12 protein-coding genes are annotated in these 14,978 nt (G+C 72.7%); all 12 read left to right on the forward strand.

Annotated elements, in window-relative coordinates; genetic code table 11:
* Nucleotides 1-90 precede the first annotated feature (90 nt).
* Entirely contained in the window at nt 91-762 is a 672-nt protein-coding gene (locus VF746_17305; protein HEX8694183.1) for an acetyltransferase, read from the forward strand.
* Between the two features lie 95 nt (nt 763-857).
* Nucleotides 858-2,033, forward strand: coding sequence for an aminotransferase class I/II-fold pyridoxal phosphate-dependent enzyme (locus tag VF746_17310; GenBank protein ID HEX8694184.1), 1,176 nt, complete (start codon nt 858-860; stop codon nt 2,031-2,033).
* Nucleotides 2,034-2,315: 282 nt separating this feature from the next.
* Nucleotides 2,316-3,674: a UDP-glucose/GDP-mannose dehydrogenase family protein gene (locus VF746_17315; protein HEX8694185.1), complete on the forward strand. Its 1,359-nt coding sequence runs from the start codon at nt 2,316-2,318 to the stop codon at nt 3,672-3,674.
* Between the two features lie 5 nt (nt 3,675-3,679).
* A complete protein-coding gene (locus VF746_17320) occupies nt 3,680-4,639 on the forward strand; it encodes a UDP-glucuronic acid decarboxylase family protein (GenBank protein HEX8694186.1) in 960 nt (319 codons plus the stop codon).
* A 326-nt stretch (nt 4,640-4,965) separates the two neighbouring features.
* Complete coding sequence (locus VF746_17325) at nt 4,966-5,973, forward strand: NAD-dependent epimerase/dehydratase family protein (GenBank protein ID HEX8694187.1); 1,008 nt, start codon at nt 4,966-4,968, stop codon at nt 5,971-5,973.
* Nucleotides 5,974-6,102: 129 nt separating this feature from the next.
* Nucleotides 6,103-6,885, forward strand: a complete 783-nt coding sequence (locus tag VF746_17330; protein ID HEX8694188.1) for a CpsB/CapC family capsule biosynthesis tyrosine phosphatase — start codon at nt 6,103-6,105, stop codon at nt 6,883-6,885.
* Nucleotides 6,886-7,204: 319 nt separating this feature from the next.
* A complete protein-coding gene (locus VF746_17335) occupies nt 7,205-7,570 on the forward strand; it encodes a cupin domain-containing protein (GenBank protein ID HEX8694189.1) in 366 nt (121 codons plus the stop codon).
* A gap of 65 nt (nt 7,571-7,635) precedes the next feature.
* On the forward strand, nt 7,636-8,844 hold the full coding sequence (locus VF746_17340; GenBank protein ID HEX8694190.1) for a nucleotidyltransferase family protein: 1,209 nt from the start codon (nt 7,636-7,638) through the stop codon (nt 8,842-8,844).
* Nucleotides 8,845-9,179: 335 nt separating this feature from the next.
* Entirely contained in the window at nt 9,180-9,914 is a 735-nt protein-coding gene (locus VF746_17345; protein ID HEX8694191.1) for a tetratricopeptide repeat protein, read from the forward strand.
* Nucleotides 9,915-10,026: 112 nt separating this feature from the next.
* Complete coding sequence (bamD, locus tag VF746_17350; GenBank protein ID HEX8694192.1) at nt 10,027-10,797, forward strand: outer membrane protein assembly factor BamD; 771 nt, start codon at nt 10,027-10,029, stop codon at nt 10,795-10,797.
* 19 nt (nt 10,798-10,816) lie between these two features.
* Complete coding sequence (nadD, locus tag VF746_17355) at nt 10,817-11,389, forward strand: nicotinate-nucleotide adenylyltransferase (GenBank protein ID HEX8694193.1); 573 nt, start codon at nt 10,817-10,819, stop codon at nt 11,387-11,389.
* Between the two features lie 32 nt (nt 11,390-11,421).
* The gene (secA, locus tag VF746_17360; protein ID HEX8694194.1) at nt 11,422-14,700 is read left to right on the forward strand and encodes a preprotein translocase subunit SecA; all 3,279 of its coding nucleotides are present in this window, start codon (nt 11,422-11,424) and stop codon (nt 14,698-14,700) included.
* Nucleotides 14,701-14,978 lie beyond the last annotated feature (278 nt).

Raw genomic sequence — 14,978 nt, forward strand, 5'->3', positions numbered from 1 at the left:
AAAACCACGCGAGCGATGAGTTTCTCTGTGTCTCTGCGTCTCTGTGTGAAATTGCAGTTGTCTCTTCTGGTTTAAGCGTCCGATGAGCCGATGAGCGTGGAGCCCCTGGTGATCTACGGCGCGGGCGGGCACGGCCGCGAGGTGGCCGCCCTGCTGGCCGACCTGAACGCCGCCGCCCCGCGCTGGGAGGTGCTGGGCTTCCTGGACGACGGCGCGCCGCCGGGAACGCCGCGCGGCGACCTGACCGTGCTCGGCGGAATCGACTGGCTGGACGGGTCCGGCGTGCGGCCGCACGTGGCGCTGGGCGTCGGCGCGCCGGCGCTCAAGCGGCGGCTGGTGGAGCGGCTGCGCGGGCGCGTGGCCGGCTTCCCCGCGCTGGTGCACCCGGGCGTCGCGCTCCACCCCTCCGTCCGCCTGGGCGAGGGCGCGCTGGTCACCGCCGGGTGCGTGCTGACGGTGGACCTGGAGGTCGGCGCCTTCACCACGCTGAACCGCCTCTGCACCGTCTCGCACGACTGCCGCGTGGGCGACTACGCCACCCTGGCCCCGGGGGTGCTCCTGGCCGGCGCCGTGCGCGTGGGCGAAGGCGCCGACCTGGGGATCGGGTGCAGCGTCATCCAGGGCGTCGCGATCGGCGCCTGGAGCGTCGTGGGCGCCGGCGCCGCCGTGGTGCGCGACCTCCCGCCCGACTGCACCGCCGTCGGCGTCCCCGCCCGCCCGATCAAGCACCGCCCCGCCGGCTGGCACCTGGCCGACGCGTAGGCCCCGCCGACTTGCGCGGGCGGCGGCCGCCGGGGTACGTTCGCCGGCTCGCGAGCGCTCCGCCGCGTCCGTCCACCCGCGTCCGCCCTGATCGCATGACAGCACCGGCACCCGGCCGCATCTACCTTTCGCCTCCGCACATGACCGGGCGCGAGCAGGAGCTCGTGGCCGACGCCTTCGCCAGCAACTGGATCGCCCCGCTGGGGCCGCACGTGGACGGCTTCGAGCGCGAGTTCGCGGCCGCCGTCGGGTCTCCGCACGCGCTGGCGCTCAGCTCGGGGACGGCGGCGCTGCACCTGGCGCTCCTGCTGGCCGGCGTGGGCCCCGGCGACGAGGTGCTGGTGTCCACGCTCACTTTCTCGGCCAGCGTGAACCCGGCCGTCTACCTGGGCGCGCACCCGGCGTTCGTCGACAGCGAGCGCGTCTCCTGGAACCTGGACCCGGCGCTCCTGGAGGAGGCGCTGGAGGAGAGGGCCCGCGCCGGACGCCTCCCGAAGGCCGTCGTGGTGGTGCACCTCTACGGCCAGAGCGCCGACCTGGACCCGATCCTGGCCGCCTGCGAGCGCTACGGCGTGACGGTGATCGAGGACGCCGCCGAGGCGCTGGGGGCCACGTACCGGGGGCGCGCGCCGGGGACGCTGGGGTGGGCGGGGGTCTTCTCGTTCAACGGCAACAAGGTGATCACCACCTCGGGCGGCGGGATGCTGGTCTCCGCCGACGCGGAGCTGGTCGACCACGCGCGCAAGCTCTCCACCCAGGCGCGCGACCCCGCCCCGCACTACGAGCACTCCGAGATCGGCTACAACTACCGCCTGAGCAACGTGCTGGCCGCCATCGGCCGCGCCCAGCTCGCCGCGCTGGAGGAGCGCGTGGCCGCCCGGCGGGCCAACTTCGAGCTCTACCGCCAGGCGCTGGGCGACCTGCCGGGGGTGGAATTCATGCCCGAGGCGCCCTGGGGCCGGCACTCGCGCTGGCTCACCTGCCTCACCATCGACCCCGCGGAGTTCGGCGCCGACCGCGAGGCGGTGCGGCTGGCGCTGGAGGCCGAAGACATCGAGGCGCGCCCCGTCTGGAAGCCGATGCACCTGCAGCCGGTGTTCGCCGGGCGCCCGTGCGTGGGCGGCGCCGTGGCCGAGGACCTCTTCGCCCGCGGCCTCTGCCTCCCCTCGGGCTCCAGCCTGACGCGGTCCGACCTGGAGCGGATCGTGGACATCGTCCGCGCCGTCCCCCGCCGCGGCGCCGGGCGGGCGGCGGCAACGGCAACGGCATGACTCACACAGAGGCACAGAGACACAGAGGAACAGCGAAAAGACTCGTCTCACGCAGAGGAAGCAGAGGTAGCAGAGAAGACATCGTTGCCGTGTTCTCCTCTGCTAACTCTGCTGACTCTGCGTGAGGCCTTGCTGTTTCTCCGTGTCTCAGGAGGCCGGTATTTTGAAGTTCATGCAACGCGCCCCGGCTTGCTCCAGCCCGCGAATCCCCGTATCTTCTTCGCCTTTCGTGCCTTCCGCAGGACGGCGTCATCCCTTTCCCAGCGCATCCCCGAGACAATCATGCACATCGCGGTAGTGGGCACCGGCTACGTGGGACTGGTGGCGGGCGCCTGTCTGGCGGAAACAGGCAACGACGTCGTCTGCGCCGACATCGACCAGGGGAAGATCGACCGCCTGAGCCGCGGCGAGCTCCCCATCTACGAGCCGGGGCTGGAGCCGCTGGTGGAGCGCAACCTGCGCGAGGGGCGGCTCTCCTTCACCACCGACGTGTCCGCGGCCGTGCGCGCCGCCGAGGTGATCTTCATCGCCGTGGGCACCCCGCCGGGCGAGGACGGCTCGGCCGACCTGCAGCACGTGCTGGCCGTGGCCGAGACCATCGGGAAGAGCATGCCCGAGGACGGCCCCGAGAAGATCGTGATCACCAAGAGCACCGTCCCCGTGGGCACCGCCAACAAGGTGCGCGAGGCGATCCGCCGCCACACCGGCCGCGCCTTCCACGTCTGCTCCAACCCGGAGTTCCTCAAGGAGGGCGCGGCGGTCCAGGACTTCATGCGCCCCGACCGCGTGGTGGTGGGCGTCGACAGCGAGCACGCGCGCGAGCGGCTGGCCGAGCTCTACGCCCCGTTCGTCCGCACCGGCAACCCGGTGCTCTTCATGGACATCGCCTCGGCCGAGATCACCAAGTACGCCGCCAACGCCATGCTGGCCACCCGCATCAGCTTCATGAACACCATGGCGCGCCTCTGCGAGGCGGTGGGCGCCGACGTGAACCTGGTGCGCATGGGGATCGGCAGCGACGAGCGGATCGGCCCCGGCTTCCTCTTCGCCGGGATCGGCTACGGCGGGAGCTGCTTCCCCAAGGACGTCAAGGCGCTCGTCCACACGCTGCGCGTGTGCGGGGTGGACCCGGCCATCCTGGACGGCGTGGAGAAGATCAACGCCGACCAGAAGCGCGTGCTGCTGGAGCGGGTGCGCGAGACGTACGGCGACGACCTCTCGGGGCGCACCTTCGCGGTGTGGGGGCTCTCGTTCAAGCCCGAGACCGACGACATGCGCGAGGCGCCCTCGCTCACCGTGGTGCGCGGCCTCTGCGAGAAGGGCGCCCGGGTGCGGGCCCACGACCCCGAGGCGCGCCACGAGGCCGGGCGCTACTTCGCCGACCTGCTGGCCACGGGGGCGCTGGCGCTCTGCGAGCGCAACTACGACTGCCTGGAGGGGGCCGACGCGCTCCTGGTGCTCACCGAGTGGCAGCCGTACCGGGTCCCCGACTTCGAGCGCATCCACGCGCTGCTGAAGGAGCCGGTGGTCTTCGACGGCAGGAACCTGTGGGAGCCGGCCCGGATGGCGGAGCTGGGCTTCCGCTACGTCTCCATCGGGCGCCCGGCGGCGCCGGCGGCCGCCGAGGCCGTGGCGGGGTAGGGCGGATGCGGATCCTGATCACCGGGGCCGCCGGGTTCCTGGGCTCGCACCTGTGCGACCGCTTCCTGGAGGCGGGGCACCAGGTGGTGGGGGTGGACAACTTCATCACCGGCGACCCCGACAACATCGCCCACCTGATCGGGCGGCCGGACTTCGCCTTCGTCCAGCACGACGTCACCAACTTCATCTACGTCGAGGGCCCGCTGGACGGGGTGCTGCACTTCGCCTCGCCCGCGAGCCCGGTGGACTACCTGGAGAAGCCGATCCAGACGCTCAAGGTGGGCTCGCTCGGCACGCACAAGGCGCTGGGCCTCGCCAAGGCCAAGGGCGCCCGCTTCCTGCTGGCGTCCACCAGCGAGGTGTACGGCGACCCGCAGGTGCACCCGCAGCCCGAGAGCTACTGGGGGCACGTCAACCCCGTGGGCCCGCGCGGCGTCTACGACGAGGCCAAGCGCTTCGCCGAGGCCATGACGATGGCGTACCACCGCTACCATGGGGTGCCCACGCGCATCGTGCGCATCTTCAACACCTACGGCCCCCGCATGCGCCCGGGCGACGGCCGGGTGGTCTCCAACTTCATCGTGCAGGCGCTGCGCGGCGAGCCGATCTCGCTCTACGGCGACGGCTCGCAGACGCGCTCGTTCTGCTACGTGGACGACCTGATCGAGGGGATCTACCGGCTCTTCTTCTCCGAGCGGGCGGAGCCCACCAACATCGGCAACCCCCACGAGTTCACCGTGCGCGAGCTGGCCGAGCGGGTGCTGCGCCTCACCGGGAGCCGCTCGGAGGTGGCCCGCCACCCGCTCCCCGAGGACGACCCCAAGGTGCGCCGCCCCGACATCACCGCCGCGCGCGAGGTGCTGGGATGGGAGCCGAAGGTGGAGCTGGAGGAGGGCCTGCAGCGCACCATCCCGCACTTCCAGAAGCTCGTGGAGCGCACCGACGCCACCGCGCGCACGCTGTAGCCGGGAGCGGCGTCGAGATCCGGCGGACGAATGGCCGAGCGAGAACCAGTCGGTGTCATCCTGAGGGCGCGCTCACCGAAGCCGCGTCTGTACGGAAGCTCGCGCGCCCGAAGGATCTGCGGGTGGGGACTCGCGCAGGTGCCCGGCTCACGCGCGAACCCGACCCGCAGATCCTTCAGGCGCCGCCCGACTCTCGTGAGCCCGGATGGTTCTGCGCAGCGGCTCCTTCAGGATGACAGCGTCGGGGCTTGCGTTCGTGGACATCCTCCGAGGGCGGTGGCGGCCCGGGGGATCTGCCGGCTTCGGCTGGTGGATCGCGGCCTGCCGTGAAGCTGCTGGTCACGGGGGCCGCGGGCTTCATCGGCAGCCACCTGTGCGAGCGCCTGCTGGCGCGCGGCGACGAGGTGGTGGGGGTCGACAACTTCGACCCCTTCTACGACCCCGCCGTCAAGCGCCGCAACCTGGAGCCGTCGCTGGCCACGGGCCGCTTCCGCCTGGCCGAGGCCGACGTCCGGCGGCCCGACGCGCTGGAGGCGGCGGTGCGCGCGGCCGGCGGCGGAGAGGTCGAGGCGATCGTCCACCTGGCCGCGCGGGCCGGGGTGCGGCCCTCCATCCAGGACCCGCTGCTGTACGCGGAGGTGAACCTGGGCGGCACGGCGGGGGTGCTGGAGCTGGCGCGGCGGCTGGGGGTCGGGCGCTTCGTCTTCGGGTCCAGCTCCAGCATCTACGGCGAGAGCGAGCGGGTCCCCTTCTCCGAGGACGACCCGGTCGACCGGCCGATCTCGCCGTACGCGGCCAGCAAGCGCGCGGGCGAGTTGCTCTGCCACGCGTACCGCCACCTGTACGGCCTCTCGGTGGCTTCCCTGCGCTTCTTCACCGTGTACGGCCCGCGGCAGCGCCCCGACCTGGCCATCCACCGCTTCACGCGGCTGATGAGCGAGGGGCGGCCCGTGCCGCTCTTCGGCGACGGGCGGAGCGAGCGCGACTACACGTACGTGGACGACATCGTGCAGGGGGTCGAGGGGGCGCTCCGCTTCGTGGACGAGCGGCCGGGCGCCTTCGAGGTCTTCAACCTGGGCGAGAGCCGCACCACCTCGCTCGTGCGGCTGGTGGAGCTGATCGCCGACGCGCTGGGCGTGCGGCCCGGGATCGAGTGGCTCCCGCCGCAGCCCGGCGACGTGCCGCGCACCTATGCCGACGTGTCGAAGGCGCGCGCCGTGCTGGGCTACGCCCCGTCCGTCCCGGTGGAGGTGGGCATCCCCCGCTTCGTCGAGTGGTTCCGCGCGAACCGGGAGGACGCGGAGCGGGGGTCCGGCCCGTCCCCCGCTCCGTAGGAACGAAGCCTGCTTGGCCCGAGCGGCGCCGGCTGGACGAGCCGGGTCCTGGCTCCGCACGCGATTTTAAGCCTCGCGGGGTTTGCGAGGCTTTCTGCCGTTGTTGCCGCGGCTTCGGCCGCCTTTCGGATGATCGACTTCCACAACCACCTGGTCCCGGGCGTGGACGACGGCGCCGCCGACCTGGCCGAGGCGCGCGCGGGGCTGGCCGCGCTGGTCGGGCAGGGGGTGCGCACCATCGTCACCACCTCGCACCTGCCGGGCTCGCTCACCACCCGGCCCGCGCGCCTGGCCGAGGTGCTCGCCGCGCGCGACCGGGCGTGGGAGACGCTGCGCGCCGCCGCCGCGGCCGACTTCCCCGGCGTGCGGCTGGAGCGCGGGCACGAGGTGATGCTCGACGTCCCCGTGCCCGACCTCTCCGACCCGCGGGTGCGGCTGGCCGGGACGGCGTACGCGCTGGTGGAGTTCCCCTTCTTCGCCGTCCCCCCGGGCTCCGCGCGGGTGCTGGCCGCCCTGGCCGGGCGCGGCTGGGTGCCCGTCGTGGCCCACCCCGAGCGCTACTCCGGCCTCTCGGCCGAGCTGGACGAGGCGGTGGAGTGGAAGCGCGCCGGGGCGTACCTGCAAATCAACAGCGGCTCGGTGCTGGGGAAGTACGGCCCCGCCCCGCGCGAGGCCGCCTGGGCGCTCCTGCGCGCCGGCCTGGCCGACTTCCTCTCCAGCGACTACCACGCGCGCGGCACCCCGGCCGTGGCCGCCTGCCGCGCCGCGCTGGAGCAGGCCGGCGGCGCCGAGCAGGCGCGCCTGCTGAGCGAGGAGAACCCCGCGCGCCTCCTGGCCGGCCGCCCGCCGCACCCGGTGCCTCCGCTCCGCGCCGATCCGCGCCCCCTCTGGAAGCGCTTCTTCGGCCGCTGACCGGCAGGTGCGAAGTGCGAGGTGCGAAGTGCGAAGTGCGAAGTGCGAGTCCCGCCGCCACGCCTCCGGCGCCGCGCCGTCGCCCGCACCCGCGCTGTGTTCTCCCTCTCCCGCGCAGCGGGGGAGGGCCGGGGAGGGGGCGTCACCCCCGCGGATGCGCCGAAGTCAGCGGACGAGCAGCGATCCGGGAAACCCGCGCCGTAGCCGGACCCGCACCGCGTGCGCTATCTTTCGCCGCGTCCGGCGCACGATGTCGAGCGGCCGGCTCCGGGCGCGGGCCTCGCGGGGCCGCGCCTCCCTACGCACACGAATTTCGATCATGACGCAAGGCACTCCGGCCACCGTCCCGGTCGCCGCCCCGAAGATCGTCCCCAAGCCGTGGGGGCGCGAAGTCTGGTACGCGCACGAGGACCGCTACGCGGGCAAGATCCTCGAGGTCACCAGGGGCCACGCCCTCTCGCTGCAGAAGCACGAGCGCAAGATGGAGACGATGTACCTGCAGTCCGGCCGCCTCCTCTACCACTTCAACGGAGTGGACTTCGAGATGGAGGCCGGGCAGTGCATCACCGTGCGCCCCGGCGACGTGCACCGCGTCGAGGCGCTGGAAGACTCCGTCATCCTCGAAGTCAGCACCCCCGAGCTGGACGACCTGATCCGGCTGGAAGACCGCTACGGGCGCGGCTGACGCCCGATCGGCCCGGCCGGACCGCCCGTGCGGCGCCCCGGCCGGGTCTCTCTCTCGCCTCCCCGATGACCTCCTCCGAGACCGCCGCCGCGCCCGACACCTCCGCGTCTCCTCCGACGGCGGACCCGGACCGCGCGGCGGACGCTCGGGTGCGCGAGGCGCTCGCCCTGCGCGCCTGGGCGCTCCCGTTCCTCCTGGGCGGCGCCGCGCCCGAACCGCCGCCGCTCGACGTCTCGCCCGGGGCGTGGGCGCTCTTCCTGGCGGCCGAGCGCATCGCGCTCCCCCTGCAGAAGCGGCTCGAGGCGGCCGGGTACCTGATGGTCCTGGCGCCCGCGGCGGTCGACGTCCTGCGCGAGCGCGGCATGCGCGAGCTGCAGCGGGTGCTCTCCGCCCGCGCGCAGCTGCGGCGGCTGGGCGGCCTCCTGCGCGAGCGCGGCTGGCGGGGCGTGGCGCTCAAGGGAGGCGCCGCCGCGCTCGCCGGCGAGCCGGTGGACCTGGCCGACGTCGACGTGCTGGTCCCCCGCGAGCACGCCGACGCCGTCTCCCGCGAGCTCGCCGCCCGCGCCGGCGCCGCCCCGGCCGGCTCCGGCTCCATCACGCACCTCACCCCGCTCGCCGCGCCCGACGCCATCGGGGTCGAGGTGCACTTCGAGGCCCCGTACCTGGAGCCCGGCGAAGCGTGGGAGGGCCTGCTCCCCACGGCGGACCCGGCGCTCTTCGTCCTCGCGCCCCCCCGGCAGCTCTGGCTGGTGCTGGCCCACGCCGCCGACATGCACCTGGACCGCCGCGGCTCGCTGCGCGACCTGCTCCTGGCCCGCGCCGCGCTCGACGCCTCCCCGCCCGGCGGCCCGGCCGAAGTGGAAGCGCGGATCGGCCGCCACCGCTGCTCCGCCCCCCTCGCCGCCATGCTGGCGATGGCGCGGGGCGACGCCGCCGCGGGCGACCCCTTCCGCGCCGTGGCCGCGCTGGGCTACCTGCTGCGGGCCCGGCCCGTGGAGCGGCCGCTGCGCTTCGCCACCTCCTCCGCGCTGGCGCTCTCCGCCTTCGCCCTCGCCGCCGGCGGCGGGGAGTACGGCGCGCTCTGGGGCCGGCGCGCGTACGGCGCCGTGTTCGGCTGGGAAGAGGGATCGGGCTCGTTCCTGCGCCGCTTCCCGCCCGTCGCCCGCCTGGGCCGCGCGGGGTGGCGCGCCGCCCACCTCGCCGCCGTCTCCCCCCTGGCGCTCCGCCTCGCCCGCCGCGCCCGCCGCCTGGCGTCGGGGGCAGAAGGCGGATAGCACAGGCGGATAAATCCGCGGCAACAACGGCAGAAAGCCTCGCAAACCCCGCGAGGCTTCAACCGCGAACCCCATTCTGCCCTGCGCCCGGTGTCGTCGCGCGAAGCGCCGAAGTCCCTCCCCCAGGCCGTTTTGGGGGAGGGACAGGCGCCGCAGGCGCCAGGGAGAGGGCCCCCCGCCGCCGCGCCGCACCGATCGAAGCGCCGCAGCCCCCGCACTTCGCACCCCGCACTTCGCACCTCGCACTTTCCGTCCACCCGCCTTTCGCGAACCCGCCCGCCTCCCTATCTTCTCCCGTTTTCACGACGTAGCCCGACCCCGAGCCCGAAGGAGCCATGGCGCTGGACCCGGCGGTGGAGCAGCGGATCGCGCGCGCGAAGGAGAGCTTCGCCCGCAACGCCTACGTGGCCGCCCTCGAAGACCTGCTCTTCGTGGCCGAGCGCCACCCCGAGTTCGCCGACGTGCAGAACCTGATGGGGCTGTGCCTGTCGCTGGCCGGGCGCCCCGAAGAGGCGCTGGAGGCGTTCGAGCGCGCCACGCGGCTCAACCCCGGCTACGTCGAGGCGCACCTGAACCGCGCCATCACGCTCAACGACCTGGGCCGCACCGACGAGGCACGCGAGAGCTTCCAGAAGGCCGCCGACGCCGACGAGGAGAAGACCGGCGGGGGCCGCTTCTCCTCCGCCGCGGCCGCCCGGCTGGCCAACATGCACCTGGAGCTGGGCGACACCTACGCCGCCGCCGGCGCGCTCCCCGAGGCGCTCGAGGAGTACCGCAAGGCCGCGGAGCTGCGCCCCCAGTTCCTCGACATCCGGAACAAGCTGGCCCGCGCCCTCATCGACCTGGGAGATCCCGGCACCGCCGTCGGCGAGCTGGTGTCGATCCTGGACCTGAACCCCGCCTTCGCCGCCGCGCGCGCCAACCTGGGGCTCGCCTTCTGGCGCCTGCACCGCCCCGAAGAAGCCGAGGCCGAGTGGCGCCGCACCCTGGCCCAGCAGCCCGGGAACGCGCAGGTGCAGGGCTACCTGGGGATGGTCGAGCGGCACCGCGAGCGCCCCGCGCACGGGTAATCGCCCGAGGCGCGGAACTCGGGACCCGGTCCGGGGTTCCCCCGTACCTCGCGCTCCGCACCTTCGCACTTCGAATCCGAACCCGCCCCGCCCGCCGGGGTATGCGCACTTCATGACCAGAAACCGCTTCGTGCGGCGGGCCGCGCCCGCCCTCCTCGCGCTCCTCCTCCCCGCCTGCGCGGTCTTCAAGAAGCAGGTCCCGCTCACCCCCGAGCAGGCGTACGAGCGCGGCATGGCCGCCCACGCCGCCGGCCGGCACTCGCGCGCCGCGGTGTTCCTCTCCACCTGGGTGCAGGCCAACGCCGCCGGCGACCCGCGCATGCCCGGCGCGCTCCTGGCGCTGGCCAGGAGCCACCTGGAGACCGGCGAGTATCTCACCGCGGGGTCCGAGTTCCTGCGCATCGTCACCGACTACCCCACCGCGCCCGAGCAGACCCCGGCGCGCTTCGGCATCTGCCGGGCATACCGGGGGATGAGCCCCAAGGCGCCGCTCGACCAGCAGTACACGCACGCGGCCATCACCTACTGCGACTCGTACGCCGGGTACTATCCCGCCACCCCGCAGGCCGACACCGCCCGCGCCTGGGTGGCCGACATGCGCCAGAAGCTCGCCGAGAAGGCGTACCTGAACGGGATGTTCTACTTCCGGCGCGGCGCCTACGACGCCAGCGTGATCTACTTCAACGAGGCCGCCGCCCAGTACCCCGAGACCCGGTGGGCCCCGGCCGCGCTGCTCAAGGTGGTGGAGGCGTACGAGAAGATCGGCTACAGGGAAGAGGCCGAGGAGGCGCGGCAGCAGCTGCGCGCCCGCTTCCCCCAGAGCGCCGAGGCGCGCTCGCTCCCGCCCGCCCCGGCGGCCACCGCGGCGAGCACCACCCCGTAAGGCCGCGGAGGCGCGCGCCGTGAGGCTCGGCGTCTTCGGCGGCACCTTCGACCCGCCGCACCTGGGGCACCTGGCGGCCGCCTCCGACGCCGCCCACGCGCTCGCCCTCGACCGCGTGGTGTGGGTGCCCGCGGCCGACCACCCCTTCAAGGGGAGCGCCGTGCGCACCCGCGCCGAAGTGCGGCTGGAGATGGTGCGCGCGGCAATTGCAGGAGACCCCCGCTTCGAGGCCAGCGACCTGGAGATGAGGCGCGCCGGTCCCTCGTACACGGTCGACACGCTCCGGGAGCTGCGCAGCGCGCACCCCGGAGCGGAGTTGTTCTTCCTGACCGGGGCCGACAACCTGCGCGACCTGCCGAAATGGCGGGAGCCGGACGAGATCGTCCGCCTCGCCTGCCTGGTGGTGGTGTCGCGGGAGGGCGAAAGCCTGCCGGAAGATGCAGAGCACCCGGCCCGCGCCGTGCACGTGCCCCGGCTGGACGTCTCCTCCACCGAGGTCCGCCGCCGGGTGGCGGCCGGAGAGCCGATCCGATACCTGGTCCCCGACGGAGTCCGCGCCGTCATCGAGCGCGAAGGGCTCTACCGGGGCTGAAACGCATTGCCGGGAAACCGAAGGCAGACATCATGTTGAAGAGCATCGTGCGGGCGGTCTTCGGCACGCGCCACCAGCGCGAGCTGAAGCGCCTGCAGCCCGTGGTCGACGAGATCAACCGCGAGTTCGAGCGGCTGCAGACGCTTAGCGACGACGAGTTGCGGGCGCAGACGGAGAAGTTCCGCGCGTACATCGCCGAGTCCACCGCCGACGTGCGCGCCGAGCTCGAGGCGCTGCGCGAGGAGCGGCGCCACTCCGAGAGCGCCGCCGAGCGCGAGGAGCTCTCGCAGCGGATGGGCGCCGTGGAGACGCGCCTCAAGGAGGCCACCGAGGCCGCCCTCGACGAGATCCTCCCCGAGGCGTTCGCCACCGTCAAGGAGGCGTGCCGCCGCCTGGTGGGCACCGAGGTCACCGTCACCGGGCAGACGCTCCTCTGGGACATGGTCCCCTACGACGTGCAGCTGATCGGCGGGATCGTGCTGCACCAGGGGAAGGTGGCCGAGATGGCCACCGGCGAGGGGAAGACGCTGGTGGCCACCCTGCCGCTCTACCTGAACGCCCTCACCGGCCGCGGCGCCCACCTGGTCACCGTGAACGCGTACCTCGCCCAGCGCGACAGCGAGTGGATGGGGCACGTCTACAAGTTCCTGGGCCTCACGGTGGGGTGCATCGACCTGCACGAGCCCAACACCCCCGAGCGGCGCGAGGCGTACGGCGCCGACATCACCTACGGCACCAACAACGAGTTCGGCTTCGACTACCTGCGCGACAACATGGTGCACGAGCTCGCGCACCGCGTGCAGAGGGGCCACGCCTTCGCCATCGTCGACGAGGTCGACTCGGTGCTGATCGACGAGGCGCGCACCCCGCTCATCATCTCGGGCCCCGTGGGCACCGAGACCAACGCGGCGTACGCGCGCTACAACCCCTCGGTGTCCGACCTCTACCGCCGGCAGACGCGCATCGTCAACGAGCTGATCGCCCAGGCCGAGAAGGACATCGAGGGCGGCGACCTGTACTCCGCCGGCGAGCGGCTCTTCCTGGCCAGGCGGGGGACGCCCAGGAACAAGCGCCTCCTCAAGCTGCTGGCCGACGACCCCGGGCTGCAGAAGTCGATCTCCAAGGTGGAGCGCGACTACATGCTCGAGAAGAAGGTGCACGAGCTCGAGGAGCAGCTCCTCTTCTCCATGGACGAGAAGGGGCACAACGTGCACCTCACCGACCAGGGGCTGGACGTGCTGGCCCCGGACGACCACGAGGCGTTCGTGGTCCCCGACATCTCCGAGGCGGTGCACCGGGTGGAGGCCGACCCCACGCTCTCCCTCGACGAGAAGCGCGACGCCATCGCCACGCTGGAGCGCGAGTACGCGGAGAAGAGCGAGAAGATCCACGTGATCCACCAGCTCCTCAAGGCGTACACGCTCTTCAACAAGGACGAGCAGTACGTGATCCAGGGCGGCGAGGTGATGATCGTCGACGAGTTCACCGGGCGCATGATGCCGGGGCGCCGGTGGAGCGACGGGCTGCACCAGGCGGTGGAGGCCAAGGAGGGCGTCTCGGTGCGCGCCGAGACGCAGACGCTGGCCACCATCACCATCCAGAACTACTTCCGCATGTACGACAAGCTCGGCGGCATGACCGGCACCGCCGAGACCGAGGAGGGCGAGTTCCACTCCATCTACGGCCTGGAGGTGATGGTCATCCCCACCAACCGGCCGGCCCGGCGCGACGACCGCCACGACCTGGTCTACAAGACCAAGCGCGAGAAGTACAACGCCCTGATCCAGGAGATCGGCCGCCTGCACGCCATGGAGCTCCCCGTGCTGGTGGGCACCGTGAGCGTCGACGTCTCCGAGACGCTCTCGCGCATGCTCAAGCGCGCCGGGATCCCGCACGAGGTGCTGAACGCCAAGCAGCACCAGCGCGAGGCCGAGATCGTGGCCCGCGCCGGCCAGCCGGGCTCGGTGACCATCGCCACGAACATGGCCGGGCGCGGCACCGACATCAAGCTGGGCCCCGGCGTCACCGAGGCGCGCACCATCGCCTGGCTGAAGGAGAAGGGCGCCGACCTCAAGGCGCTCTCCACCGTCCCCGACCCGGCGCAGGCGGTGGACCTCGCCACGCAGCCCGACGACTACGTGGTGGAGGAGGGCGGGCTGCACATCCTGGGGAGCGAGCGCCACGAGTCGCGGCGCATCGACCGGCAGCTGCGCGGGCGCGCCGGCCGCCAGGGCGACCCCGGCGCCAGCCAGTTCTTCCTGTCGCTGGAAGACGACCTGATGCGCCTCTTCGGCTCGGAGCGGATCGCCGGGATCATGGACAAGCTGGGGGCCGAGGAGGGCGAGGTCATCACCCACCCCTGGATCACCGGCTCCATCTCCAGCGCGCAGAAGCGGGTGGAGATGCAGCACTTCGACTCGCGCAAGCGGCTGCTGGACTACGACGACGTGATGAACCAGCAGCGCGAGGTCGTCTACGACCTGCGCACCTTCGCGCTGGAGGGCGGCGAGGAGCTGCGGGGCGAGGTGTGGGAGATGATCGAGCGGGCGCTGCCGCCGCTCGTCGACGAGTACACCGACGCGGCGCACCCCGAGGAGTGGGACCTGGCGGGACTGCGCCAGCGGCTGATGCTGGACTTCTTCATCAGCGCCGACCGGCTCCCGGGCGAGGATGGGGCGGGGGAGGGCTTCGACACGCGCGACGAGGTGCGGGAGTACGTGCTGGAGACGGCGCGCGAGGCGTACCACCGCAAGCTCGACCAGTTCGGCGAGGCCGCCGAGGCGGTGCAGCGCTTCATCGTGCTGTCCACCATCGACGAGAAGTGGAAGGACCACCTCTACGATCTGGACCACCTGAAGGCGTCGATCGGCTTCCGCGGCTGGGGGCAGAAGGACCCGCTGATCGAGTACAAGAAGGAAGCGTACGACATGTTCGAGGACCTGATGCGGGACATGTACGCGTCGGTCGCGCGCTTCGCCTTCCGGGCCCAGCTCACCCCGGCCGCCCCTCCTCCTCCGCCCCCGCCGCCGCTCTTCGGCACCCCCATGCGGGGCGACGAGCCGGTGGAGGCCGAGTACGAGGAGGAGAGCCCGGCCGCCGCCGAGCCGGAGGCGCCGGCGCCGCGCCCGCGCGCCACGCTGGGGATCAACCCGCACGCGGCGGTCCCCCCGCGGCGCGAGCAGCTGCGCACCAACCGCGAGGCACCGCGCCCGCCGTCGCGGCCGGCCGCCCCGCAGGCGCCGGTGGGGCGCAACGACCCCTGCCCGTGCGGGAGCGGGAAGAAGTACAAGAACTGCCACGGGAAGGTCTGAACGGCAGGGGACAGGGGACAGCCGGCGACGGCGGTCTCCCTTCGGATAGAAGAACGCCGGCCCGGGCTCGCATGAGCCCGGGCCGGCGTCGTCTTCGGAGCCAATCCCGGCGTCCCGGACCTCCGTCGATGTGTCTCATACCAGGTTGCCGAGCATAGTTCTGGTTCCAAACAGATTGGAATCACACAGAGGACACAGAGAACACAGAGGGAACTGAAGACGCGATTGAAGTTCTCTGTGTCCTCTGTGTCCTCCGTGAGAGGCTTTTCAGAAGCTGT

This window comes from Longimicrobium sp. (genome assembly GCA_036389795.1).
Taxonomy (GTDB): Bacteria; Gemmatimonadota; Gemmatimonadetes; order Longimicrobiales; family Longimicrobiaceae; genus Longimicrobium.